Raw genomic sequence first — 25,041 nt, 5'->3', positions numbered from 1 at the left:
ATGGCCGCCACGCAATATGTCTATGTGATGAAGGACCTGACCAAGGCGTATCCGGGCGGGCGCGAGGTCTTCAAGGGCATCACCCTGTCCTTCCTGCCGGGGGTGAAGATCGGCGTGCTGGGCGTCAACGGCGCCGGCAAATCCACCCTGCTGAAGATCATGGCGGGAATCGAGAAGGAGTTCGGCGGCGAGGCCTGGGCCGCCGAGGGCATGAAGATCGGCTATCTGGAGCAGGAGCCGAAGCTGGACGAATCGCTGACCGTCGGCGAGAACGTGGCCCTGGGCTTCGGCGAACTGAAGCGCGCGGTCGACCGCTTCAACGAGATCTCGATGGCGTTCGCCGAGCCGATGTCGGACGACGAGATGACCGCCCTCCTGGCCGAACAGGCCGAGCTGCAGGAAAAAATCGATGCCGGCGACGGCTGGGAACTGGACCGCAAGATCGACATCGCGCTGGACGCGCTGCGCTGCCCCCCGGCCGACAGCGCGGTGACCCGCCTGTCGGGTGGCGAGCGCCGGCGCGTGGCGCTGTGCCGCCTGCTGCTGGAAAAGCCCGACCTGCTGCTGCTGGACGAGCCGACCAACCATCTCGACGCCGAAAGCGTCGCCTGGCTGGAACGCACGCTGCGCGACTACCAGGGCACGGTGATGGTCATCACCCATGACCGCTACTTCCTCGACAACGTCACCAACTGGATCCTCGAGCTGGAGCGTGGCCGGGGCTTCCCGTTCCAGGGCAACTACTCCTCCTGGCTCGAGCAGAAGCGCAAGCGCCTGGCCCAGGAGGAAAAGGAAGAGAGCGCCCGCCAGCGCGCCCTGGCCGCCGAGCAGGAATGGATCGGCTCCAGCCCCAAGGCGCGCCAGGCCAAGAGCAAGTCGCGTATCGCCCGGTACGAGGAAATGCTGGCCCAGAACGCCGAGCGCGCGGGCGGCACCGCCGACATCGTCATCCCGCCGGGCCCCCGCCTGGGCGGCACGGTCATCGAGGCCGAGGATCTGCGCAAGGCGTTCGGCAACCGGCTGCTGATCGACGATCTCAGCTTCAAGCTGCCGCCCGGCGGCATCGTCGGCGTGATCGGGCCGAACGGCGCGGGCAAGTCCACCCTGTTCCGCATGATCGTGGGGCAGGAGCAGCCCGATGCCGGAACGCTGAAGGTCGGCGACACGGTCAAGCTCGGCTATGTCGATCAGTCGCGCGACAGCCTGGACGACGACAAGACCGTCTGGGAGGAAATCTCGGGCGGCACCGACGTCATCTATCTGGGCAAGCGCGCGGTGCCGTCGCGCGCCTATGTCGGCGCCTTCAACTTCAAGGGCCCGGACCAGCAGAAGAAGGTCGGCATCCTGTCGGGCGGCGAGCGCAATCGCGTGCACCTGGCGAAGATGCTGCGCCAGGAAAGCAACGTCATCCTGCTGGACGAACCGACCAACGACCTCGATGTCGACACGCTGCGCGCGCTGGAAGACGCCCTGGCGGAATTCGCCGGCTGCGCCGTGATCATCAGCCATGACCGCTGGTTCCTGGACCGCCTGGCCACCCATATCCTGGCCTTCGAGGGCGACAGCCACGTCGAATGGTTCGAGGGTAATTTCCAGGCCTATGAAGAGGACAAGCGACGTCGACTCGGGCCTGACGCGACCGAGCCCGGGCGGATCAAGTACCGCCCGCTGGCGCGCTGACCCCGCAGGAGAAGCGGGCCGGGCGGCCCCGGCGCGTCCGCCCGGCGGCCCGGAGGCGGGCATGAGCGACGGGGCGCGGCCGCCGCAGGGGGCGGGCGCGCCGCCTGTGTACGATGCCGGGCAGGGGCGCGATGCCGGGCCGGGGCGTGGGGACGGCGCCGAGGCCGCGCCCGCCGCCCGTCACCCGCGGCGCGGCCCCTGGGGCCAGCCCGCCGCCCCGATCGGCTGGGCGGCGCGCTCGCCCGTTCCCGGTGGCCATATCCGCACCGGCCGGCTGGTGCTGGAGCCGATCGCCTGGCGCGACATGGACGACATGGCGCGGCTCAAGGCCGATGCCGGGGCGTTCGGCATGATGCTGGGCGGCGTGCGCGGCCGCCAGCAGGCCGAAATGGAAATGGCCGACGACTTGGCCTGCTGGGCGCGGAACGGCGTGGGCATCTTCGCGATTCGCGAGGACGGCCGCTTCATCGGCATGACGGGACTGCACGAACGCCCGGACGGGCGCGGGCTGGGGCTGCGCTTCGCCCTATGGCCCTGGGCGGCCGGGCGCGGCCTGGCGCGCGAGGCCGCATGGGCGGTGCTGAATTTCGCGCATGATAACGGCATACGCCGGATCATCGCGGTGGCGCGCGAAACCAATATCGCCTCGCGCACCATCCTGGGCGGAATCGGCATGACCCTGTGCGACAGCTTCATGCGCGACGGGCACCAGATGCTGGTCTATGAAAGCGTGCGCGAACAGCGCCCCGACCCGCTGCCGCCCCTGCCGCCACGCCGGCCGATCCGCCTGCCGGAGTAACGAGGCCGCAGCAAAAGCCCTCCCAGGGCTCCGCCGGCGCCGGGGCTCCCTCCGCGCGCCGGACGCCGCGTCAATGGATGTTGTGCGCCGCCACCTGGTGGTCCAGCGCCTGAAGCAGCGCGTTGACGCTGCCGTTATGGCGCGCGATGAACGACGCGTAATCCTGCCGCTGGGTCAGGCGCAGGCTCGTGCCTTCGCCCACCACGTCGACCACCTTGGGCTGGCCGCTGCTGTTGCTGATGATCCACTGGGTATTGGCCGCCGGCTGTTCGGGGCGGTTGATCACCGTATCCACCGCCTGATCCGTGCCGACCTGCGACGTACCGCCGATGGTGAACGTCACGCCGCGATAATCGCCGATCTTGTCGGTGATGGCATTGACCAGGACATGGTGGAACAGGTCCAGGTACTGGGCCTGCTGCTGGGGAGTGGCCACGCGCCAGTAGCGGCCCAGGCAGTACCGCGCGATCGCATCCATGTCCACATGGGCCTGCAGCAGCGGCAGCATCGCCGCCTTCTTGTCCGCCAGCGTGCGGTTGGAATTGACGATGGCGATCAGTTGCTGGCCGAAATCGTTGACGAAGGCGCGGGCGGCCGCGGCGGCGGCGGCGTCGGCCCGGGCCGGGCGCAGAACCGGCAGCACCGCCGTCCCGAGGGCGAGACCCAGCGCATGACGACGGGAAAGGACTGTCTTCATCTCTGTGCCCCTTGCTCAGTTATACCAATCGGGCACGGTCGCCCGGTGATCGTTGCGGATCGACTCGGCCTGCGCCTTGCGCTGCTGCTGATAGGCGCTGCGGATCGTGGCGTACGGGTCCAGCGCATCCCGCTGCAACTGGTCCAGCTCGTCCAGGTGGTCGGCGCGTCCGTTGATCGTGCCGACGATGTTGTAGGCCCAGTTGAAAGTCAGCAGCCCATAGCCGCGCGGCACGTAGTTCAGCGGCTGCAGCCCGATATCGATTCCAGAGCCCGCGGCGTCGCGGAACGAGGACGGGCCCATCATGGGCAGGAACAGGTACGGGCCGGACGGCACGCCCCAGGTCGCCAGCGTCAGCCCCGCGTCGTTGTCGTGATGCGGATAGCCCGCATATTTCGCCACGTCGAACAGGCCGCCGACGCCGGCGACCATGTTGATGCACCAGCGCACGAAGGCGTCGCCGGCGCGGCGGGGCTTGCCGGCGCCGACATCGTTGAAGAATACCACCGGCTCGCCCATCGTCTGGACCAGCCCGCCCAGCGATTGCCGGACGCGATAGGGCAGGGCCCAGACCCACGCCTTGGCGACCGGGCGCAGCGTGTATTTGTCCAGCGTCATGCTGATCCCGTACATCTTGCGGTTCAGCGGCTCATAGGGGTCGTTCGCCTCGCGATACTCGGCCAGGGCCTCGGGGTCCTTGGGCGGCGGGGCGGCGCATCCCGCCAGCGCCAGCGCCAGCATGCCCGCACCGGCGGCAACGGAGGCGATGCGCGGGTGGAGCATACGGGTGGATGACCGGGACGGTAGAGGCTTCGATCCTGTCATTGCACGCATACTCGTTCCTGTTCCTGGCCTGTTTCCAGGCCTGTTCCCCGGTCCGCGTCGACTCGCGGGACGGCCGGGGCCTGTTGTCGGTCCGCGTTCCCGGAACACGGCGCGTCCCGGGCATCATGGAATGAAGCGGACCGGACCATGTCCTTCCGCGAGGAAACTCTCTAGCATGGCCCGGCGGTTGCGCAATCCGTCATGGGCGTCATCCTGCCGCGCATGGCGGACCGGACAACGCTGCCGGGCCGGATTTCGGGCTTGCCGGATCGTCGAAGACTGGTCCAGTGTGACACAAAATCCACAACAGATGAATGGGATACGATGTTCAAGCTCACCAAGGCACGTTCGGTTTCCGCGCTGCTGCTGGCAGCCTCCACCTTGGGCGGCACGCTCGCCGCCCGGCCGGCCGCCGCCGCCGTCACGCTGGACCGGGCGAAATTCGGCACGATGGCCGACGGCACGCCGATCGAAATCCTGACCCTGCGCAACGCGCATAACGTGTCGGTGCGCTTCATCACCTATGGCGGCATCATCACCGCGATCGACACGCCCGACCGGACCGGCCATGTCGACGACATCGTCCTCGGCTTCCCGGACCTGCAAGGCTACACGGTCGACAGCGCGCAGGGCGGCCTGTTCTTCGGTGCCATGATCGGCCGGTACGCCAACCGGATCGCCAAGGGGACCTTCACGCTGGGCGGCAAGACGTATCACGTTCCCGTGACCGCGCCGCCGAACGCGCTGCATGGCGGCACCAGGGGCTTCGACAAATATGTCTGGACGGTGGACGGCACCGCGGCGGGCGCGCATGCGGCCAGCGCCACCCTGTCGATGACCAGCCCGGACGGCGACCAGGGCTTTCCCGGCACGCTGAAGGTCAGCGTGACCTACACGCTGGACGACCATGACCAGCTCACCCTGCACTACAAGGCGACGACCGACCAGCCGACGGTGCTCAACCTGACCAACCACAGCTATTTCAATCTGGGCGGCGAGGGATCGGGCTCGATCGAGAACGAGGTGCTGCAGATCAACGCCGCGCGCTACACGCCGACCGATCCGACCGCGATCCCGACCGGCGAACTGGCGCCGGTGGCCGGCACGCCGCTGGATTTCCGCAAGCCGATGCGCATCGGCGAGCATCTGCGCGACGATTATCCGCAGTTGATGTTCGCGCGCGGCTACGACCACAACTGGGTCGTCGACGGCCAGGCGGGCGCGGCTCCCCGCCCGGCGGCGCGGATCGTGGATCCCCGGACCGGCCGCACGATGGAGGTGCTGACCAGCCAGCCGGGGCTGCAGGTCTACACCTCGAACTCGCTGACCGGCGCCTATGCCGGCGTGTCGCACCGCGCCTATCGCCAGACCGACGCGATCGCGTTCGAGGCCGAGCATTATCCCGATTCGCCCAACCACCCCTCCTTCCCGACCACGACGCTGAACCCCGGCGAGACGTTCGACTACACGACGATCTTCCGCTTCGGCGTGCAGCCGGCAGCGCCGCACGGAAAATGACGGGCGCGGGGACGGATGCGGGGCTCTCGGTCGCGTCCCTGCATGTCTACCCGGTCAAGTCGCTGGGGGGCATCGCCGTGGCGGACGGGTGGCTGGGCCCCTGCGGGCTGCAGGACGACCGGCGCTGGGTGGTGACCGACCCGGACGGGACGTTCCTGACCCAGCGCCAGATCCCGTCCATGGCGCTGGTGTCGGTGGCGTGGTCCCCCCGTCCGGCGCCGGACGGGGCGGGCGGGCTGGTCCTGTCCCGCCCCGGCCACGGCGCGCTGGCCGTTCCCGTTCCGCCGGCCGGCGCGGCGCGGCATCCGGTGCGGGTGTGGCGCGACACGGTTCCGACGGTCGATGCCGGCCAGGCGGCGGCCGGCTGGCTGACCGCCGTGCTGGGGCGCCCGTGCCGGCTGGCCTATCTGCATGACGTCGCGGCACGGCCGGCCGATCCCGACCACGCCCCGCCCGGATCGGTGGTCGGCTTCGCCGACGGGTTCGCCGTCCTGGTGACGACCACCGAGTCGCTGGCCGCGCTGAACCGGGACCTGCCGCCCCCGGTGCCGCCTTTGCCGATGAATCGCTTCCGTCCCAATATCGTGCTGACGGGCGCCCCCGCCTGGGCCGAGGACGAATGGCGGCTGCTGGCGGTGGGGCAGGCCAGGATCCTGATCGTCAAGCCCTGTTCGCGCTGCGTCATGACGACGATCGACCAGCACAGCGCGGACATTCCCCACCCGCAGGAACCGCTGCGCACCCTGGCGCGGACCCGCCGGGCCAAGGGCGGGGTGATGTTCGGCCAGAACGCGGTGGTGGTGCGGCCGGGGCGCATCGCCGCGGGTGACCCGGTGACGGTGCTGGAACAAGGCCCATCCAACCTTCTGCCCGCGTAACACCCCCCGGCTACAGAACGCCCCTCGTCACCAACTCATTAAAAAAACGGTTTCCAAAGGCACCGCGTTTGGTGGGGTTCGGGGCAAAGCCCCGAAAACCAACCCAAGGGGGCGCAAGTTCAGCGAAGGCGCGGACCGATTTCCGGCAGCAGCGCCAGCAGTTCTGCGGCCTCGCGCTTCGACAGGCCCGCCGCCTGCAGATCGACCTGCTCGCCGGCCAGAACGCCGCGCAGGGCGCGCAGGGCGGGGCCGGACAGCAGCGCGGCTTCCTGCATATAGTCGCGGAAGGCTTCGAATGTTTGGGGCACCCAGCGTTCCACCAGGCCGAGGATGGCATCCGCATAGGCGCGGATTTCGTACTGCGCGTGCGCGTCGGCCCGCAGCCGCAGGAAATGCAGCAGGTTCCACAGATTGATCTGCCAGTAGAACTGCGTCATCACGTTGACCGGCAGGGTCATGCGCGCCAGTTCGCGCGCCACCACGGGCCGGTCGGGGTCGATCGCGTTGCCGGCCTCGTCCTGGTTCAGCATCTCCAGGTAATGGTCGTAGCAGCGGCTCGCATCCTCGCGCAGCAGCGCCAGCACGTGCTCGGCGGCGTCGGGCGGCAGGCTTTCGCCGCGTCCCTGCTTGTTGCTGGCGGACTGGCGGGCGATGTCCTCGGCGCGGGGGAAGTAGAACTCCTTCTCCAGCACCGAATAGCGGGCGGAATATTCGTTGATGCTGGCCGTGCGGTGGCGGAACCATTGCCGGGTGACGAAGATCGGCGCGCGCACGTGGAACTTGGCCACCGCCAGTTCGAACGGGCTGGTATGGCGGTTGCGCATCAGATAGCGGATCAGGCCGCGATCGTCGGAAATGCTGCGCGTTCCCTTGCCGTACGACACGCGCGCGCCCTGCACGATGGCCGCGTCGCCGCCCATATAGTCGATCAGCCGGACGAACCCGCTCCCCAGCACCGGCTCGGGCTGGTACAGCGCCTCCTCCACCGCCGGGACGGTATCGCGGCGCGTCTGGCTCCAGGCGGCGCGGGCGGCGTCGATTTCCGATTTCTGGTCCGTTGAAAACATCGCGGCCCCCCGCCGATTCCGTGTCTGCAAAGGCGGCGCATACCATGAAACGCGCCCGACCGGAACGCATCGGCGGCCATTGCCAAACCGCCGCCGCCCCCCTATATCCCCGGGTGCCGGAGGGGTTCGCCCCTTGGCTATGGCGATAAACGGCACGTGGAATAAGTGTTGTGGACCCGGGGGCAGTACCCGGCGTCTCCACCAGATCCTTCCGGTTCGGCTCCGCGCGGGGCCGGGGGCTATGGGGACGAAACAGGCTCGACACGCATGGTAAAGACCTGCCTTTTGCCCGGCATTGTACCACCGTCATCGGGCTGAATCACAAGTGCCAACGATAACTTCGAGGCGCTCGCTGTCGCTGCATAAGTGACAAGCGCGGTTCGGGAGGCACCGGGCAACAGAAGCCTCCCACTCGCCGGCACCCGGTCCCCGCCAATGCCCGATCCCGGGCGCCCAATTCCGGATACCAATTCCCGGGCGGCCTCCCGGCACGCCGCTTTTCATTGCGACGGCGTGTCCGCTTCGTGAAGCGGCCCCCCGCGCATCCGGCTTGCGCGCCGATCCGGTTTGACGCATGGCTGAAACCTGTGGCACGGCGTGGCGCAACGCACCCAGGCCAACGGAACGGAGATTTCCGCATGTCCGACGATCACGACGGGGAAAACGGCTTCGACGCCGCCATCCCCGACAGTCTGCTCCCCTACGATTCGTGGATCGAGGACGCGTATCGCGACGTGATGCTGCGCGCGCTGGACCATGTGGGGCGCGAGGGACTGCCCGACGGGCACCATTTCTACGTCACCTTCCTGACCGGCTGGCCCGGGGTCGAAATCCCGGCGCGCCTGCGGGCGCAATATCCGCACGACATCACCATCGTGCTGCAGCACCAGTTCTGGGACCTGCGGGTGGACCGCACTGCGCGCACCGTGTCGGTCGGCCTGTCCTTCGGCGGCGTCGGCTCGACACTGGTGATCCCGGTCGCGGCGATCACCGCCTTCGCCGACCCGCATATCCGGCTGGCCCTGCGCTTCACCCCGCCCGGACCGGCCCCGGCACAGGACGAGGAGCCCGCTGCCCTCGAATCGGCCGCGTCCTCCGATGCGTCCTCCGATACCGCCTCCGGCGAGGCGCCCGACGAGACGCCCGGCGAGACGACAGACGGGCAGGCGCCGGCCTCGTCCCAGGTGGTCAGCCTGGCGGCCTTCCGGAAAAAGGGCCCGAACCCCAGTTGATCCGCACGCCATCCGGGACGCCCGGATGCGGCCGGGCGCTCCGTGAACCGCCACCCGGAAAGCAATCCGGGGGATAAGGCAGGAGATTGTCCGAGTGAACGCGTCCTCCATACCCTCCAAGCCCTCTCTCCGGCCCCCGCTCGGCCCCCCTCTGCGGCCCTTCGCCTACGGGCCGCTCTTTCCGCTGCAGGACACCGGGACGCCCTGGCGAAGGCTGGATATCGCGGGCGTGCGCACCGGCACCTGCGACGGGCGGACCGTGCTCCATGTCAGCCCCGAGGCCCTGGCCGAACTGGCGGCCCAGGCATTCCACGACATCGCCCACCTGCTGCGGCCGGGCCACCTGGCGCAGCTTGCGGCGATCCTGCAGGACCCCGATGCGTCGGACAATGACCGGTTCGTGGCGCTGGACCTGCTGAAGAATGCCTGCATCGCCGCCGGCGGCGTGCTGCCGATGTGCCAGGACACCGGCACGGCGATCATCTACGGCAAGAAGGGCCAGCGCGTCTGGGTGGACGGGAACGAGGAGGAAGCGTTCTCCCGCGGGGTGTACGAAACCTACACCCGCACCAGCCTGCGCTATTCGCAGATGGCGCCGCTGTCGATGTTCGACGAGGTGAATACCGGCACCAACCTGCCGGTGCAGTTCCATATCGCGGCGACCCCCGGCGAGGACCATGCCGCGCAGATGGACCTGATGTTCGTCGCCAAGGGCGGCGGCTCCGCCAACAAGACCTTCCTCTTCCAGGAAACCCGCGCCCTGCTGTCCAGCAAGGAAAACCTGCTGGCCTGGCTGGACGGCAAGGTGCGCACGCTGGGCACCTCGGCCTGCCCGCCCTACCACCTGGCGGTGGTGATCGGCGGCCTGTCGGCCGAACAGACGCTCGAGACGGTCAAGCTGGCCTCGACCCGCTGGCTGGACGGGCTGCCGACCGAAGGCAGCGCGCTGGGCCACGCCTTCCGCGACCTGGAGATGGAGCAGGAGATCCTGAAGCTGACCCAGGGGCTGGGGATCGGCGCGCAGTTCGGCGGCAAGTATTTCTGCCATGACGTGCGGGTGGTGCGCCTGCCGCGGCATGGCGCGTCCCTGCCGGTGGGGATCGGCGTGTCGTGCTCGGCCGACCGGCAGGTCAAGGCGCGCATCACCGCCGAAGGGATCTTCCTGGAACGGCTGGAGACCGACCCGGCACGCTTCCTGCCCGAGACGACGGACGACCATCTGGGCGGCACCGAGGTGCGGGTGGACCTCAACCAGCCGATGGACGCGATCCGCGCCCTGCTGTCGCGCCACCCGGTGCGCACCCGCCTGTCGCTGACCGGCACCATGGTGGTGGCGCGCGACATCGCCCACGCCAGGTTCCGCGAACGGCTCGAACGCGGCGAGGGCCTGCCGGACTACCTGAAGGACCACCCGGTCTATTACGCCGGACCGGCCAAGACGCCCGAGGGCATGCCCACCGGCGCGTTCGGCCCCACCACGGCGGGACGCATGGACAGCTATGTGGCGATGTTGCAGCAGGCCGGCGGCTCGTTCGTCATGCTGGCCAAGGGCAACCGGTCGAAGGCGGTGCGCGACGCCTGCCGCGCCTATGGCGGGTTCTATCTGGGCTCGGTCGGCGGCCCGGCGGCCCGGCTGGCCCGCGACTGCATCCGCAAGGTCGAGGTGCTGGAATATCCCGAACTGGGGATGGAGGCGGTCTGGAAGATCGAGGTGGAGAACTTCCCGGCCTTCATCGTCATCGACGACAAGGGCAATGATTTCTACGATGGCCTGACAGGCTGAACCGGCCTGGCGGACACGGACACTCGTCACATCAGGACATTACGGAGATACGCGTTCCATGCGCTTTACCGTCGATCGGCTGGACCATGTCGTCATCACCGTCCGGGACCAGGAGGTCTCGGCATCCTGGTACCAGCGCGTCCTGGGCATGGAGCGCGAGGAATATGGCCGCAACAACCGCACCGCGCTGAAATTCGGCGGCCAGAAGATCAATCTCCGCCCCCAGGGGGCCGAGGGCTGGGCCAGCGCCGAGGACGCGCTGCCCGGCACCAACGATCTCTGCTTCATCACCGCGGTGTCCAGCACCGAGGTGATCGAGCATCTGGAAGGCTGCGGGGTGCGGGTGATCCAGGGGCCGGTGGCGCGGCTCGGCGCGCTGGGGCCCGTAACCTCGGTCTATTGCGAGGACCCGGATCGCAACCTGATCGAGATCGCGTCCTATCAGGGATAGCGGCGTCATGGACGCGCGCCCAAACCTGAACCCGGACCCAAACCCGGGCCCAAACCCGGACCCGGACGCCGCGCCGCCCGCCGGCGACGCGGCCCTGTACCCCCACCCGCAGGACCGGCCGCTGGCCGGGGCGCCGCACCCCGGCCGGCTGCTCCATCCGCGCCTCTATGCCTGCGAATGCGCGGGCACGATGCTGCTGATGCTGTTCGGCGTGACCACCAACGTGCTGCTGGGGGCCGGCGACTCGCCCGTCGGCCGGGGCCTGGCGAACCATCCGGCGCTGCAGGTCGCGCTGCAGGGCCTGTTCTTCGGCATGGGCGGCTCGCTGGCCGCGCTGTCGCCCTTCGGCCGGGTCAGCGGCGGGCATGTCAGCCCGTCCGTCTCGCTGGCCTTCGCGCTGCTGGGGCGGCTGGCCTGGCGGGATCTGCTGGGCTACTGGGCCGCGCAGCTCGCGGGCGCGGTGCTCGGGACCGGACTGGTCGCGCTGGCCGGGCGGGCGTGGCCGCGCCTGGGGGCGTGGGCGCACGCCACCCGTTTCGCGGCGACCATCCCCTTCGACCTGGTGCCGCTCTCCTGGGTGTTCATGGGCGAGGTCTGCACCACGGCGCTGCTCATCACCGCGCTGCTCTATACCGGCGGCCATGCCGCGCTGCGCTGGGCGACGCCGCTGCTGGCCGGCCCGCTGTTCTTCGCGCTGAACCCGTTCGAGGCCTGGCTGTCGGGCGACAGCACCAATCTGGCGCGCAGCCTGGGGCCGGCGGTGTTTTCCGGCCAGTGGCAGGATTTCTGGATCTATGGCGCCGCACCGTTCTGCGGCGTGGTGTCGACGGTGCTGATGGTGCGGCTGGGAACCTTCGGCGCCATGCATGTGCACGAGGCCCGGCTGGCGCATTTCGGCCATCACGGCCGGGTGCCCTTCCTGCTGCCCCCCATCCTGTTGCCCTGGCGGCGCCGCAGGTCATAGCGGCAGCCGATCGGGCGCCGGAAGAGTCGGGATCAGCTCCTGCCGAACAAGGCGGTCAGGCTGGCCGAACCCAGGCTGTGGCTGTTGATCATGTATCCCACCATCGCCCCCGACGCGTCCGCCGGCACGCTCAGCACCGCCGTGTCCAGCGCGTGGACCGTGAAGATGTAGCGGTGCGCCGGTCCCGGCGGCGGGGCGGCTCCGCCATAGGCATTGCCGCCGAAATCGGTGCGGGTCATGAACGCGCCGGGCGGCAGGTCGGCATCGCCCGATCCGGCGCCGGCCGGCAGGCCGGCGGTCGAGGCGGGGATATTGACCATCACCCAGTGCCACCAGCCCGATCCGGTGGGGGCGTCGGGGTCGTACATCGTCACGGCGAAGCTGCGCGTGCCCTCGGGCGCGCCGCTCCAGGCCAGGGGCGGCGAGATATTGCCGCCGCGATAGCCCATGCCGTCGAAGACCTGGGCCTCGGGCAGCCGGTCGCCCTCGGCGAAGGCCCGGCTGGTCAGGGTGAATGTCATGGACGCCTCCTCGTGCTTTCGGCTCCATCGGCCCCTATATGGGTGTTCGGGGCCCGATGGCACGACCCTACCAGTTCTTGCTGACCAGCCAGAATTCCTCGGACGTCAGGGTAACCACCCCGCCGCCGCCGGTGGCTTCGGCGGACTCGGCCGCCGCCGCGGCCAGGGCGGCCATGCGCTCGATCATCAGCGTCTTGCGGACATGGGCCTCCGAGCTTTCGGGATTGGCCTCAAGGACGCTCAGCGCCACCTTGCAGGCCCGGGCGACGCGCGCGGCGTCGAGTGCGGCATAGGACATGGTCTCTTCCTGTCTGCTGATATGGGGGCGGGCCCCCGATCGGGTTCCGCGCCATTCTGCCGGGTGGCGGCGGGACTGTCCAACCGGCGCGGGATTCCGTAAACCGGGCATCCGATGCATGACCTTGCCTCCGATTTCGATTTCGTCCTGCCCGGCGCGCTGATCGCCGACCAGCCGGCGCGGCCGCGCGATTCCGCGCGCCTGCTGCACGTCCCCCAGGCCGGCCCCTTCCAGGACCTGGCGGTGCGCGACCTGCCCGGCCTGCTGCGGCCGGGCGACCTGCTGGTGGCCAACGACACCGCGGTGATCCCGGCACAGCTCGAGGCGCGGCGGGGCGAGGCGAAGATCGGCATCACGCTGGACCGGATCCTGCCCGACGGCACCTGGCACGCGCTGGCGCGCAACGCGCGGCGCCTGCGCGCGGGCGACGTCCTGACCTTCCCCGGCACCCCCAACCGGGCCGAGATCCGCGACCGCGACGCCGAGGGCGGCGTGATCCTGCGCTTCGATACCGAGGGCGCGGCGTTCGACGCCTTCCTGCAGGTGGCGGGGGCGCTGGCGCTGCCGCCCTATATCGCGCGGCCCCAGGGACCGACCGAACAGGACCGCACGGATTACGCCACCATCTTCTCGACCCATCGCGGGGCGGTGGCCGCCCCCACGGCGGGGCTGCATTTCACGCCCGGATTGCTGGCCGCCCTGGATGCGGCCGGCGTCGGGCGCCGCACGCTGACCCTGCATGTGGGGGCCGGGACCTTCCTGCCCGTGCGGGGCGAGAGCATCGCCTCCCACCGCATGCATGCCGAACGCGGCATCATCACCCCGGAAACCGCGCAGGCCATCAACGCGGCCCGCGCCGCCGGGGGGCGGATCGTGGCGGTGGGCACGACCTCGCTGCGGCTGCTGGAAAGCGCGGCCGATCCGGACGGCACGATCCGGCCCTTCGACGGCGACACCGCCATCTTCATCCGCCCGGGCTACCGGTTCCGGGCGGTGGACCTGCTGATGACCAATTTCCACCTGCCGCGCTCGACCCTGTTCATGCTGGTCTGCGCCTTCGCCGGATATGACAGGATGCGCCAGGCCTATGCCCACGCGATCGAGACGGGATACCGCTTCTATTCCTACGGCGATGCCTGCCTGCTCCACCGGCGGGACGCGGCCATAGGGGGGACGGGCGCATGAGCACCGCATTCCGCTGGACCGGTCAGGCGCGATTCGGCCGCGCGCGGGCGGGCCACCTGCATACCGCGCACGGCATGGTGCCCACCCCCACCTTCATGCCCGTGGGCACGGCCGGCACGGTAAAGGCCATGACGATGGACGCCGTGCGCGCGACCGGCGCGGGCATCGTGCTGGGCAACACCTACCACCTGATGCTGCGCCCGGGGGCCGAACGGGTGCGCGCGCTGGGCGGCCTGCATCGCTTCATGGACTGGCCGGGGCCGATCCTGACCGATTCCGGCGGGTTCCAGGTCATGTCGCTGGGCGCGCTGCGCAAGCTCGACCAGGACGGGGTGACGTTCAGTTCGCATATCGACGGCTCGAAGCACCGGCTGACGCCCGAACGGTCGACCCACATCCAGCACGCGCTGGACGCCACCATCACCATGTGCTTCGACGAATGCCCGGCCCTGCCGGCCCCGCCCGAGACGATCGCGCAGTCCATGCGCTTGTCCATGCGCTGGGCCGCGCGCTGCCGCGCGGCATTCGTCCCCCGGCAGGGCTATGCCCAGTACGGCATCATCCAGGGCGGCACCGAACCCGAACTGCGCGCCGAGAGCGTGCGCGCCCTGACCGATATCGGCTTCGAGGGCTACGCGATCGGCGGCCTGGCGGTGGGCGAGGGGCAGGACCTGATGTTCGCGACCCTGGACGCGACCGTGCCCCTGATCCCCGACGACAGTCCGCGCTACCTGATGGGGGTGGGCACCCCCGACGATCTGCTGGGCGCCGTCGAACGCGGGGTGGACATGTTCGACTGCGTCATGCCGACCCGGGCGGGCCGCACCGCCCGCGCCTATACCGAACGCGGCACCCTGAACCTGCGCAATGCGCGCCATGCCGGCGATACGCGGCCGATCTCGCCGCACTGTGACTGCCTGGCCTGCGCGCGGCACAGCCGCGCCTATCTGCACCACCTGTTCCGGGCCAATGAAATCCTGGGCCCGATGCTGCTGACGTGGCATAATCTGGCCTATTACCAGCGGCTGATGCGCGGGCTGCGCGCCGCGATCATCGACGGGTCGCTGGACGTCCATGCCGCGTGGCTGCGCGCCCAATGGGCGATGGAGGACTGGACGCCCGACGAAATGCCCCCTGCCGACATCCCACCGGTCCCGTGATGCCCCGCCCGGCCCCGTGCAATTCGGCCTTGCGCGACGCGATCCGCGACAAGGCGCTGGCGCTGGGCTTCGACGCGGTGGGGTTCTGCGACGCGGCGCTGGGCGACGATGCCCGGGCGCGGCTGGCCGATTTCCTGGCCGCCGGCCATCACGGGGCGATGGGCTGGCTGGCCGAACGCACCGAACAGCGCGGCGATCCCCGCGCCTTGTGGCCCGAGGCCCGAAGCGTGATCGCGCTGGGCCTGTCCTACGCGCCCGGCGGCGACCCGCTGGCGACGACGCGCCTGCCCGACCGGGGCAACCTGTCGGTCTATGCGCGGCACCGCGACTATCACGACGTGGTCAAGGGCATGCTCAAGCACCTGGCGCAGTTCGTCGTCGCCGAAGGCGCGCGGATGAGTGCCGCCGAAGGCGCGCGGATGATTGCCGCCGAAGGCGCGCGGAGGAGCGCCGCCCAGGGCGCGGGGGCAGGGGCCGCGCCGGGCGTCAAGGTCTTCGTCGACACCGCGCCGGTCATGGAAAAGCCGCTGGCCGAACGCGCGGGGCTGGGCTGGCAGGGCAAGCATACCAACCTGGTGTCCCGCCGGCACGGAAGCTGGCTGTTCCTGGGCGAGATCTACACGACCCTGGACCTGCCGCGCTCGGCGCCCTCGGGCGGGCAATGCGGCTCCTGCCGGCGCTGCCTGGATGCCTGCCCGACCGACGCCTTTCCCGAACCGTACCGGATGGACGCCCGGCGCTGCATTTCCTACCTGACGATCGAGAATCCGGGCCCGATCCCGCTGGAATTCCGGGCCGCGATGGGCAACCGCATCTATGGCTGCGACGATTGCCTGGCGGTCTGCCCCTGGAACCGCTTCGCCACCGAATCGCGGCAGATGAAGCTGCGGGCCCGCGACGACCTCACCGCGCCGCGCCTCGCGGACCTGGCGCGGCTGGACGATGCGGGCTTCCGGGCGCTGTTCTCGGGCTCGCCGGTCAAGCGGATCGGGCGCAACCGCTTCGTGCGCAACGTGCTGGTGGCCGTCGGCAATTCGGGACTGGCCGCGCTGCGCCCGGTGGCGCAGGCGCTGTGCGACGATCCCGATCCGGTGGTGGCCGAGGCCGCGCGCTGGGCGGCCGGACGCCTGCCGACATGAACGACCAAGCATGAACGACCGGGACCAGAACGCCGCAAGCTTCCGCCTGCCGGGCGGGCGGCCGCTGGTCAAGCGCAGCCTGGTGCTGTCCGGCCACCGGACCAGCGTGGCGCTCGAACCCGAATTCTGGACGGCGCTGGACGAGATGGCGCGCGCGCGCGGGATCGGCCTGCCCGCGCTGATCGCCGGGCTCGACGCCGCGCGCGACCCGGCGCGCCCCCTGGCCTCCGCCCTGCGGGTGGCGGCCTTGCTGGACGCACGGGACCGGGGGCGGGGCCAGGGCAGGGGGGCAGCCGGCGATTCGGGTTGAGGGGGGTGGCGTCTTGGCGCATGATCGGCACCGGACGGCGCATGCCGGCCCGGCAAGGATAATGGCGAATTTCTGATGGCGATCTGGGGGAAATTGTTCGGCGGCGCGGCGGGGTTCGCAATGGGCGGGCCGCTCGGCGCCGTGGTCGGCGCGGCGCTGGGCCACGCGGCCGATAACGGGTCGATCCTGGAAACGCCGGTCGGCGGCTGGACCGATCGCTGGGGCCCGCGCCTGAACGCCGACCCCAACGGGGCGGCAACCTTCGTCGCCGCCAAGCTGGCGGCGGTGACCGGCAAGCGCGAGCAACTGTACGGCCTGGTGATGGTGGTGCTGTCGGCCAAGCTGGCCAAATGCGACGCGCCGGTGAACCGGGCCGAGATCGACGCCTTCAAGCGCCGCTTCCAGGTGCCCAGCGAGCACGCCCGGGATGTCGGCCGCCTGTTCGACCAGGCACGCCAGCGGGTGGACGATTTCGAAGGATTCGCCGCCGAGCTGGGCCGGGCCTATGCCGACCGGACCGACATGCTGGAAGAGGCGCTGGCGGCGCTGTTCGCCGTCGCCCGGGCGGATTTGGCGCCCGAGGGCGAACTGCACCCGATGGAAGCCCGCTTTCTGCGCCGCGTGCACCGGGCCTTCAAGCTCAGCCCCGGCGCGTGGGACCGCGCCGAATCGGGCGGCGCCCGGCCGGGGGTGAACGAGATCGACGCCTATACGGTGCTGGGGCTGAAGCGTGACGCCACGGACGTGGAAATCCGCGCCACCTGGCGCCAACTGGTGCGCGCCCACCATCCCGACGCCCTGGCCGCGCGCGGCGCCGGCCCCGGCGAGATGGAAGAGGCGGCGGAACGGATCGCCCGCATCAACGCCGCCTGGGACCGCATCAAGCGCGACCGGAAGATATAAGGCGGCTCCAGCCGTCAGGCGCCGGCCAGGCGCCTGACGGTGGCGCCCACCGTGCGGGCCAGCGCGCGATAGGCCTGGCCGGCCGGGCTGTCGGGCGCGGCGGTCACGACGGGGGCGCCGGCATCGGCGCTGGCGCGGATATCGGCCAGCAGCGGAATTTCGCCCAGGAACGGCACCCCGATCGCCTCGGCCTCGGCCCGCGCGCCGCCATGGCCGAACAGGTCGGTGCGGTGGCCGCAGTTCGGGCAGCAGAAATAGGACATGTTCTCGACGATCCCCAGCACCGGCACGTCCATCTTCCGGAACATCGTCACCCCCCGCCGCGCATCCAGCAGCGCGATGTCCTGCGGCGTCGAGACCACGATCGCCCCGGCCAGCGCGATCTTCTGCGCCAGCGTCAGTTGGGCGTCGCCGGTGCCGGGGGGCATGTCCACCACCAGCACGTCCAGCGCGCCCCATTCCACGTCGCCCAGCAACTGGCCCAGCGCGCCCATCACCATCGGGCCGCGCCAGATCATCGCCTGCCGCTCATCGACCAGCAGGCCGATCGACATCGCCTTGATCCCCCAGGCGTCCAGCGGCAGCATCCGGCCCTCATGCAGTTCGGGCGGCCGGCGCAGCCCCAGCATGCGCGGCAGGGACGGGCCATGGATGTCGGCATCCAGCAGCCCGACGCGCAGCCCCTCCATCCCCAGCCCCACGGCCAGGTTGACCGCGGTGGTGGATTTGCCGACCCCCCCCTTGCCCGACGCGACCGCGATCACCACCCCGACCCCCGGCAGCAACGGACCCTGCCGCGCGCCCCCGCCGCCCAGGTTCAGCGGCCGGTGGCCACCCCCCTGTGCCGCCGCTCCTTGGGGCGCCCCTCCCGCCGGCGGCGCGGCGCGATGGGCGGTCAGGATCACGCTCACGGCGCTGATCCCAGGGCCGATCCCGGGCAGGGCACGCAGCGCCGCCTCCGCCTGCGGCAGCAGCGGCTCCAGCAGCGGGGCCGCGGCGCGGCTGGTGGCCAGCGCGACATGCAGCGTGCCATCGCGCAGCGTGGCCGCGTCCAGCGCGGCGTGGTCCAGGATCGTCGTGCCGTCCGGCGCGCGCACCTGCCGCAGCGCCTGCTCGATCTGCATCCGTGTCGCGTCCGTCATAAGGCCGTCCTTCCTGGCGCTGGCGCCGCTATGAATCCGAGACCGGACATAGGCGAAATTTCCGCCACGGCAAATCGGCCCATGCCCCATGCCCCATGCCCTATGCCGCGTATTCCCCGTCTCATGTAAGGAATCGAAACGGGGGCTGGAGTTGCCGGGCATTCTGCTCCATCTGTCAGGGACGGATCGTCCATCGCCGCAGGAGGAACCGGCTTTCATGACCTCTTCCGTGTCCCAGCGCCCACCGTCCCGGTCTCGCGGGGCGCCCGGGGCCGGGCAGGCGGGCGCCGCCGCCCCGCGCCGTGCGCGCGACCATCGGGTCGATGCGCTGCGCGGCGTCGCGCTGCTGATGATGTTCGTCGACCATATCCCCCAGAACGTCCTGAACCGCTTCACCCTGCGCAATGTCGGCTTCGCCGACGCGGCGGAAATCTTCGTGCTGCTGGCGGGCTACGCCTCGTGGCTGGCCTATGGCCGGAATTTCGACCGGGTGGGCCTGCGCGCCGGGCTGGGGCGGGTGTGGCGGCGCTGCGCGCGGCTCTATGTCTTCCAGGCCGTCATGGTGGTGGTCACCACCGCGACCATCCGGGCCTGGCGGTCGTTCTGGCCTGTGCCGGTGGATTTCCTGGAACCCGAGCTGGCGCACGGGCTCAGCGCCTTCTGGCGGGTGATGTTCCTGGACGCGCTGCCCAGCAACCTGAACATCCTGCCGCTCTATATCGTGCTGCTGGCGGCCTTTCCGCTGGTCTACCTGCTGATGCGCCGCTCGCTGGTGCTGACGCTCGCGCTCAGCGGCGGGCTGTGGCTGCTGATCAACCTGGATCCGACGATCAATTTCCCCAACTGGCTGGACCCGGACGGATGGTATTTCGACCCGCTGGCCTGGCAGTTCCTGTTCACGCTGGGGGCGTGCGCCTCGGTCCTGGCCGGCCGGCGGGGCGGCAGCCTGCCGGCGGTCGGCTGGCTGCGCGGCCTGTGCGGCGCCTATCTGGTGCTGTCGGCCTTCGAGGTCTTTCCCTGGTCGCTGTGGGGGCTGCCGGACCTGCGGCCCTTCGCCATCCCCGCACCGGACAAGAGCGTGCTGGCCCCGCTGCGACTGGTGGACGTGATGGCGATCTTCTACCTGGTGCAGTCCTCGCACGGGGCGCGGGGCGTGGCCGAGGGCCGGTTCGGGCGACTGATGGCGCTGTTCGGCCGCCATTCGCTCGAAATCTTCGCGGCCGGGACGGTCATCGACCTGTATGCGCGGCTGGTCTTCACCTCGTTCGGGTCGGGCTGGATGCTGCAGGTCGCGGTGAATGTGATCGGATTTTCGATCCTGTGGGGGCTGGCGACGGTTCTCGACCGGCGCCGGGTGCGGCAGAAGATGCAGGCGGCGGCCGAGCCGGGCCGCGAGATGACGCCACCCCCCGTATCCGGCCTGAAACGAGCCCATTGATGTCCGATCCCGCCCCCGCGGCGCCTGTCGCCCACACCCCCGGCACGCATGTCGGGGCGCCCTTCCTTCCCCGCCTGACTGCCCGCCTGCTGCAGGGCCGGCCGGTGCGGGTGACGCTGTTCGGCTCCTCGACGATCGAGGGCGTGGGCGCCAGCACGCCCGCGCACGGGTTCGGCCCGGTCTTCGAACGCGCGCTGGCGCCGATGGTGCCGGGCGGGCTCGCCGTGATCAATCGCGGGGTCGGCGGCAACGGCGCGGCCGAGATGCATGCGCGCCTGGCCGACCTGCTGGCCGACGGCTCGGACCTGGTGCTCTGGCAGACCGGCAGCAACGATGCCTGGCAGGGCGTGCCGGTCGAGACCTACGAGGCACTGACCCGGCAGGACCTCCTGGCCACCCGCGCGGCGGGGGCGGAGCTGGTGCTGATGGACCCGCAATATTGCCGGATGCTCGAGGAATGCGCGGCCTTCCCGGCCTTCGTCGCCGCGGTGCACCGCCTCGGCGCCGACCTGGGGATCCCGGTCTTCGGCCGCTATGCCCGCATGAAATCCTGGTGCGCCGAACTGGGCCTGGCGCGCGACGAATTGTCGCCCGACGGGCTGCATATGGGCGATCGCGGCTACCGCCTGCTGGGCGAGGCCGTGGCGGCCTGGCTGGTGGACCTGACCGGCGCGCCCGGCGGCGCCGCGCTGTAGCAGGCTTTTTTCAAAAGCCGCCAAGGGGGAACTTCCCGCCGCGCACGGGGGTTATCACGGTTGTCCCCCTGCCTGGTTTCCCCGATTTCCGTCCGCCGGGATCATGCTCTAGGATGCCCGCCTCCAGGATGCCCGTCTTGTCGACGACCTGTTTACCGACGATCCGCTTTTCAGGAACCGCCCGCCCGATGTCCCTGCCTGTTCCGGTTTTCTTCCGTCCGCTCGCCCTCGCCGGGCTTGCGGCGGCCCTTTCCCTGTCCCCCGGGGGCGCGGCTCGGGCCGAACCGGCGATCGTGCCGCATCCGGCGGTCCCCGCGGCGCCGGGGGCGGTGCTCCCGCCGCCGCCCGTCCCGGGACGCGGCATGCCCGACAGCTTCGCCGACCTGGCGGCGCGCCTGCTGCCGGCGGTGGTCAATGTCTCGACCACCGAGACGGTCAAGCCGGGCGACGAGGACGGCGACGCCGAGGGCGACGGTGACGGCGGCGGCGACGCGCCGCAGATCCCGAACTTCCCCGAAGGCTCGCCCTTCGAGAAATTCTTCCACGATTTCATGAACCGCCAGAACGGCCCCGAGGCCGCGCCGCGCAAGATGCAGGCGCTCGGCTCGGGCTTCATCATCGACCCGTCCGGCATCGTGGTCACCAACAACCACGTGATCCGCCATGCCGACCAGATCACGGTCACGCTGCAGGACAACACGGTGCTCAAGGCGCATGAGATCGGACATGACGACCGCACCGACCTGGCGGTGCTGAAGGTCGATTCGCCCCATCCGCTGCCCGCCGTCGGCTTCGGCGACAGCGACCGCGCCCGGGTGGGGGACTGGGTGCTGGCGATCGGCAACCCGTTCGGCCTGTCCGGCACGGTGACGGCGGGCATCATCTCGTCGCGCGGCCGCAATATCGAGCAGGGACCGTACGACGATTTCATCCAGACCGACGCGCCGATCAACAAGGGCAATTCCGGCGGCCCGCTCTTCGACATGCAGGGGCAGGTGATCGGCATCAACACCGCCATCTACTCGCCCTCGGGCGGGTCGATCGGCATCGGCTTCTCCATCCCCTCGGCCGAGGCCCGGGGAATCATCGAGCAGTTGCGCCGCACCGGCAAGGTGTCGCGCGGCTGGATCGGCGTGCGCATCCAGGACGTGACGCAGGACATCGCCGACGGGCTGGGGCTCAAGGACGCGCACGGCGCGCTGATCGCCGGCGTCGAGCCCAAGGGCCCCGCAGCGAACGCGAAACTGCAGACCGGCGACGTGATCCTGTCGCTGGACGGCAAGCCGATCGACGGGCGGGCCCTGCCGCGCCTGATGGCCGACGAAATCCCGGGCAAGGTGGTCACGCTGGGCGTCTGGCGCCATGGCCACGGCCTGACCATGCCCGTCACGGTGGGGGCGCTGCCCGACGACACGCCCCCGCCCGCGCCGAAGAAGCCGGCGGCCAGGCCGCAGGGCAGCGTCCCGCTGGACGGGCTGGGCTTCACCGTGGCGGCGATCGACGACGTGGCGCGCCAGAAATACAACCTGACCGAGGGCCAGAAGGGCGTGGTCGTCACCCAGGTGGCCCAGGACGGGCCGGCGGCGGACAGGGGCCTGCGCCCCGGCGACGTGATCACCGAGGTCCAGCAATCCGACGTGTCCACGCCGGCCGACGTGCGGCGCCTGCTGGACGCGGCGCGGGCGCAGCACAGGCGCTCGGTGCTGTTCCTCGTGCAGAATGCCGACGGAATGCGCTGGGTCCCGTTCCCGCTGGACGGAGCCGACGGGAAATAGGGTCATGACGTCGTCCTCAGCCGCCCCGGCCGGCTGGTGGGCGGCGTTCCGGCGGGCCCAGCATCCGCGGGGCCCCGAACTGCGCCAGGCGGTGCGGCTGCTGGTCTCGGTGCTGCTGTCCGACCTGCTGGCCCGGGCGGTGCATCTGCACGAGCCGGTCTGGTCGGTCATCACCTCGGTCATCGTGACCCAGAGCCGCATCACCCAGACCCTGACCACCGGGCGCGACCAGGTGGTGGGCACGCTGCTGGGGGCCGGGGCGGGGGTCTTCGCCATCGTGCTGATCCTGGGCACGCCGCTGCCCCCCTGGCTGGTGTTCTGGCTGGTGCTGACGCCGCTGGCCGTCCTGGCCGCGATACGCCCCGCGCTGCGCTTCGCGGCGGTAACCTTGATGATCGTGCTGCTGTTCCCCGCGCACGGCAGCCCCTTCCTGCGGCCGCTCGACCGCATCGCCTCGATCATGATCGGGGTGATCACCTCGCTTGCGGTCTCGTTCCTTGTGTTGCATGACGAAGCCAGGCGGGACGTGCTGCGCGGCGCGGCACGCCTGGTCGGCGACATCGCCGACCTGCTGGACCAGGCCCTGCGGGGCACCCTGGACCATGATGCGATCGAGTCGGCGGACGAGGCCTTTCGGACGCATCTGCAGGAAATCTACGGCGCGGTGGCCGAGGCCCAGGTCGAGGGGCTGGGCTTCCTGCGCCGCCGCGGCGATCCGCTGCTGGACGGACTGCCCGCCCTGCTGCGCCGCCTGCGGGGCAGCGCGGTTTTTACCGCCCGTGCCGCGATCATGGGGGAAACCCTGGCCACGGGCGGCGCGCTGGATGCCGAACGACAGGCGCTCGCCCGCGTGCTCGCGCAGCTCGGCCGCCGCTGCGAGCGCGAAGCCAGAACGCGCCGTCGCCATCGCCCGCAGAACGAGGACGGGGCGACGGCGGTCCTGACAGTGCTGCATCAACCGGGTCCCGACTGGAGCCCGGTGATGCAGTTCACCCTGGCGATGCTGCATGCCGACCTGGACCGTGCGGTTCGCGCGCTCTGGTCCGGATGCGCCGCATCGTCGCACGACGTACCCCACGAGGTACCGACCAAGACCGAGAAGGAGAAAGAGGCGACATGATGAACCGGACCATTCTGGAGTCACTGCCCGCCGGCATTTCCGCTCCGGGCTATGACCCGTCCGCAATCCGCACCGGGATCGTCCATTTCGGCGTCGGCAATTTCTTCCGGGCGCATGAGGCATTCTATGTCGATCGCTGCCTGGGCCTGCCCGGCCAGCAGGGCTGGGGCATCGCCGGCGTCGGGCTGACCGGCGGCGCGCGCTCGGAACGCAAGGCCGAGACGTTCCGCGCGCAGGATTGCCTCTATTCGCTGACCGAGGCCGCGCCCGACGGCGCGCGCGCGGTGCGGGTGATCGGCGCGCTGCGCGCCTATCTGCTGGCGCCGTCCGACCCGCATGCGGTGCTGGACCTGCTGGCCGATCCGGCCATCCGCATCGTCAGCATGACGATCACCGAAGGCGGCTACAATATCGACGAGACCACCGGCCGGTTCCGCCTGGATACGCCCGCGGTCCAGGCCGACCTGGCGGGGGACGCGCCGCCCGCCACCATCTTCGGCTTCGTGGTCGAGGCCCTGGCCCGCCGCCGCGCCGCCGGCGCGGGGCCGTTCACCGTGCTGTCCTGCGACAATCTGCGCCATAACGGCGACGTCGCCCGCACGGCCTTCCTGGGCTATGCCCGGGCGCGCGACGCCGGGCTGGCGGAGTGGATCGAACGGCACGTCACCTTCCCCAACGCCATGGTCGACCGCATCACCCCGTCGGTCGACGCGGCGATCGCCGCCGAGCTGAACGCCGCGAGCGGCCTGGACGACGCGCTGCCGCTGGTGGCCGAGGATTTCACCCAATGGGTGGTCGAGGACACATTCTGCGCCGGCCGCCCCGCCCTGGAACAGGCGGGGGTGCAGTTCGTCGACGACGTGACGGGGTACGAGCAGGTCAAGGTGCGGATGCTGAACGCCTCGCACATCCTGCTGGCCTTCCCGGGCATCCTGCTGGGCTATCGCCATGTCGACGAGGCGCTGCGCGACCCGGACCTGGAACGCTTCGTCAACGCCTACCTGGAACGCGACGTGATCCCGCGCCTGACCGCGCCCGAAGGGCTGGACCCGCAGGAATACCGGCGCAGCGTGCTCAGCCGCTTCTCCAACCCCGCGATGGCCGACCAGTTGCTGCGCGTGGGCGGCGACGGCTCGTCCAAGGTCCAGGTCTACTGGACCGAGACCGTGCGCCGCACCCTGGCCGATGGCGGGGACCTGTCGCGGATCGCCTTCGGCATCGCCGCCTATCTGGAAATGCTGCGCGGCAAGGACGAGTCCGGCGCGGCCTACACCCCGTTCGAGCCGACGCTGGATCCGGCGCGGATCGCCCTGGCCGGCGCGGACGACCTGGCGGCCGGGCTGGCGCTGCCCGCCTTCGACGGCTGGCGCGACGTGCAGACCCCGGCGCTGACCCAGGCGATCGTCGCGGCGCGGCACGCCATCCGCACGCAGGGGGTGCGCGCATCGCTGCCCCGCTGAC

The 25,041-nt window shown here is 70.5% G+C and carries 24 protein-coding genes and 1 other RNA gene; 19 read left to right on the top strand and 6 right to left on the bottom strand.

Annotated features, from left to right (window positions below; translation table 11 throughout):
• Together ettA and QN315_RS06570 are read left to right on the top strand one after the other, a co-directional pair.
• The gene (ettA, locus tag QN315_RS06575; RefSeq protein ID WP_323992281.1) at positions 1–1,680 is read left to right on the top strand and encodes an energy-dependent translational throttle protein EttA; all 1,680 of its coding nucleotides are present in this window, start codon (positions 1–3) and stop codon (positions 1,678–1,680) included.
• A gap of 259 nt (positions 1,681–1,939) precedes the next feature.
• The gene (locus tag QN315_RS06570; protein WP_408904617.1) at positions 1,940–2,479 is read left to right on the top strand and encodes a GNAT family N-acetyltransferase; all 540 of its coding nucleotides are present in this window, start codon (positions 1,940–1,942) and stop codon (positions 2,477–2,479) included.
• 70 nt (positions 2,480–2,549) lie between these two features.
• On the opposite strand, the gene QN315_RS06565 is transcribed toward QN315_RS06570, so the two are convergent.
• Positions 2,550–3,176: an ABC transporter substrate-binding protein gene (locus QN315_RS06565; protein WP_323992278.1), complete on the bottom strand. Its 627-nt coding sequence runs from the start codon at positions 3,174–3,176 to the stop codon at positions 2,550–2,552.
• A 15-nt stretch (positions 3,177–3,191) separates the two neighbouring features.
• Positions 3,192–3,959, bottom strand: coding sequence for a VacJ family lipoprotein (locus QN315_RS06560; protein ID WP_323992275.1), 768 nt, complete (start codon positions 3,957–3,959; stop codon positions 3,192–3,194).
• A 366-nt stretch (positions 3,960–4,325) separates the two neighbouring features.
• Between QN315_RS06560 and QN315_RS06555 the strand changes: the two genes are divergently transcribed.
• Positions 4,326–5,519 carry an aldose epimerase family protein gene (locus QN315_RS06555; protein WP_323992273.1) on the top strand — a complete coding sequence of 398 codons (1,194 nt, stop codon included), beginning with the start codon at positions 4,326–4,328 and terminating at the stop codon, positions 5,517–5,519.
• Positions 5,516–6,397, top strand: coding sequence for an MOSC N-terminal beta barrel domain-containing protein (locus tag QN315_RS06550; protein WP_323992271.1), 882 nt, complete (start codon positions 5,516–5,518; stop codon positions 6,395–6,397). Before QN315_RS06555 ends, QN315_RS06550 begins: the two co-directional genes overlap by 4 nt.
• A gap of 119 nt (positions 6,398–6,516) precedes the next feature.
• On the opposite strand, the gene thyX is transcribed toward QN315_RS06550, so the two are convergent.
• The gene (gene thyX, locus QN315_RS06545) at positions 6,517–7,464 is read right to left on the bottom strand and encodes an FAD-dependent thymidylate synthase (protein WP_323992269.1); all 948 of its coding nucleotides are present in this window, start codon (positions 7,462–7,464) and stop codon (positions 6,517–6,519) included.
• A gap of 75 nt (positions 7,465–7,539) precedes the next feature.
• Between thyX and ssrA the strand changes: the two genes are divergently transcribed.
• From ssrA to QN315_RS06520, 5 genes are all read left to right on the top strand, one after another.
• Positions 7,540–7,877: a transfer-messenger RNA gene (gene ssrA, locus QN315_RS06540) on the top strand.
• 225 nt (positions 7,878–8,102) lie between these two features.
• The gene (locus QN315_RS06535; protein ID WP_323992267.1) at positions 8,103–8,696 is read left to right on the top strand and encodes a ClpXP protease specificity-enhancing factor SspB; all 594 of its coding nucleotides are present in this window, start codon (positions 8,103–8,105) and stop codon (positions 8,694–8,696) included.
• Positions 8,697–8,790: 94 nt separating this feature from the next.
• Positions 8,791–10,479: a fumarate hydratase gene (locus tag QN315_RS06530; protein WP_408904594.1), complete on the top strand. Its 1,689-nt coding sequence runs from the start codon at positions 8,791–8,793 to the stop codon at positions 10,477–10,479.
• A 58-nt stretch (positions 10,480–10,537) separates the two neighbouring features.
• Positions 10,538–10,930: a VOC family protein gene (locus QN315_RS06525; RefSeq protein ID WP_176640154.1), complete on the top strand. Its 393-nt coding sequence runs from the start codon at positions 10,538–10,540 to the stop codon at positions 10,928–10,930.
• Between the two features lie 7 nt (positions 10,931–10,937).
• Positions 10,938–11,894: an aquaporin gene (locus tag QN315_RS06520; protein WP_323992263.1), complete on the top strand. Its 957-nt coding sequence runs from the start codon at positions 10,938–10,940 to the stop codon at positions 11,892–11,894.
• A gap of 32 nt (positions 11,895–11,926) precedes the next feature.
• Here the strand turns inward: QN315_RS06520 and QN315_RS06515 are convergent, their stop codons facing one another.
• On the bottom strand, positions 11,927–12,415 hold the full coding sequence (locus tag QN315_RS06515) for a kinase inhibitor (RefSeq protein ID WP_323992261.1): 489 nt from the start codon (positions 12,413–12,415) through the stop codon (positions 11,927–11,929).
• Positions 12,416–12,482: 67 nt separating this feature from the next.
• Complete coding sequence (locus QN315_RS06510; protein WP_176641425.1) at positions 12,483–12,713, bottom strand: hypothetical protein; 231 nt, start codon at positions 12,711–12,713, stop codon at positions 12,483–12,485.
• A 114-nt stretch (positions 12,714–12,827) separates the two neighbouring features.
• Here QN315_RS06510 and queA point away from each other — a divergent pair, with 114 nt between their 5' ends.
• The 5 genes from queA to QN315_RS06485 all read left to right on the top strand — a co-directional run bounded on the left by queA (position 12,828) and on the right by QN315_RS06485 (position 17,410).
• On the top strand, positions 12,828–13,898 hold the full coding sequence (gene queA, locus QN315_RS06505; protein ID WP_323992260.1) for a tRNA preQ1(34) S-adenosylmethionine ribosyltransferase-isomerase QueA: 1,071 nt from the start codon (positions 12,828–12,830) through the stop codon (positions 13,896–13,898).
• Positions 13,895–15,058 (top strand): tRNA guanosine(34) transglycosylase Tgt, encoded by a 1,164-nt coding sequence (tgt, locus tag QN315_RS06500; protein WP_323992258.1) that lies wholly within the window; start codon positions 13,895–13,897, stop codon positions 15,056–15,058. The genes queA and tgt overlap by 4 nt, the downstream gene beginning before the upstream one ends.
• The gene (gene queG / locus QN315_RS06495; RefSeq protein WP_323992256.1) at positions 15,058–16,197 is read left to right on the top strand and encodes a tRNA epoxyqueuosine(34) reductase QueG; all 1,140 of its coding nucleotides are present in this window, start codon (positions 15,058–15,060) and stop codon (positions 16,195–16,197) included. Before tgt ends, queG begins: the two co-directional genes overlap by 1 nt.
• A gap of 10 nt (positions 16,198–16,207) precedes the next feature.
• A complete protein-coding gene (locus tag QN315_RS06490) occupies positions 16,208–16,507 on the top strand; it encodes a ribbon-helix-helix domain-containing protein (protein WP_323992254.1) in 300 nt (99 codons plus the stop codon).
• Between the two features lie 75 nt (positions 16,508–16,582).
• Positions 16,583–17,410 carry a TerB family tellurite resistance protein gene (locus QN315_RS06485; RefSeq protein ID WP_323992252.1) on the top strand — a complete coding sequence of 276 codons (828 nt, stop codon included), beginning with the start codon at positions 16,583–16,585 and terminating at the stop codon, positions 17,408–17,410.
• Between the two features lie 14 nt (positions 17,411–17,424).
• Here QN315_RS06485 and QN315_RS06480 read toward each other — a convergent pair whose 3' ends face one another.
• The gene (locus tag QN315_RS06480; RefSeq protein WP_323992250.1) at positions 17,425–18,552 is read right to left on the bottom strand and encodes an Mrp/NBP35 family ATP-binding protein; all 1,128 of its coding nucleotides are present in this window, start codon (positions 18,550–18,552) and stop codon (positions 17,425–17,427) included.
• A 217-nt stretch (positions 18,553–18,769) separates the two neighbouring features.
• Between QN315_RS06480 and QN315_RS06475 the strand changes: the two genes are divergently transcribed.
• From QN315_RS06475 to QN315_RS06455, 5 genes are all read left to right on the top strand, one after another.
• A complete protein-coding gene (locus QN315_RS06475; protein WP_323992248.1) occupies positions 18,770–19,990 on the top strand; it encodes an OpgC domain-containing protein in 1,221 nt (406 codons plus the stop codon).
• Positions 19,990–20,685, top strand: coding sequence for an SGNH/GDSL hydrolase family protein (locus QN315_RS06470; protein WP_323992246.1), 696 nt, complete (start codon positions 19,990–19,992; stop codon positions 20,683–20,685). The genes QN315_RS06475 and QN315_RS06470 overlap by 1 nt, the downstream gene beginning before the upstream one ends.
• A gap of 188 nt (positions 20,686–20,873) precedes the next feature.
• The gene (locus QN315_RS06465) at positions 20,874–22,460 is read left to right on the top strand and encodes a DegQ family serine endoprotease (RefSeq protein ID WP_323992244.1); all 1,587 of its coding nucleotides are present in this window, start codon (positions 20,874–20,876) and stop codon (positions 22,458–22,460) included.
• Between the two features lie 4 nt (positions 22,461–22,464).
• A complete protein-coding gene (locus QN315_RS06460; protein ID WP_323992242.1) occupies positions 22,465–23,580 on the top strand; it encodes an FUSC family protein in 1,116 nt (371 codons plus the stop codon).
• Entirely contained in the window at positions 23,577–25,040 is a 1,464-nt protein-coding gene (locus tag QN315_RS06455; RefSeq protein WP_323992240.1) for a mannitol dehydrogenase family protein, read from the top strand. The genes QN315_RS06460 and QN315_RS06455 overlap by 4 nt, the downstream gene beginning before the upstream one ends.
• Position 25,041 lies beyond the last annotated feature (1 nt).

It is taken from the genome of Nguyenibacter sp. L1, from assembly GCF_035199985.1.
In the GTDB taxonomy this organism is placed as follows: Bacteria; Pseudomonadota; Alphaproteobacteria; order Acetobacterales; family Acetobacteraceae; genus Gluconacetobacter; species Gluconacetobacter vanlangensis.
The sequence above is the reverse complement of the archived record's forward strand: the minus strand, read 5'-3'. Positions and strand labels throughout refer to the sequence as shown.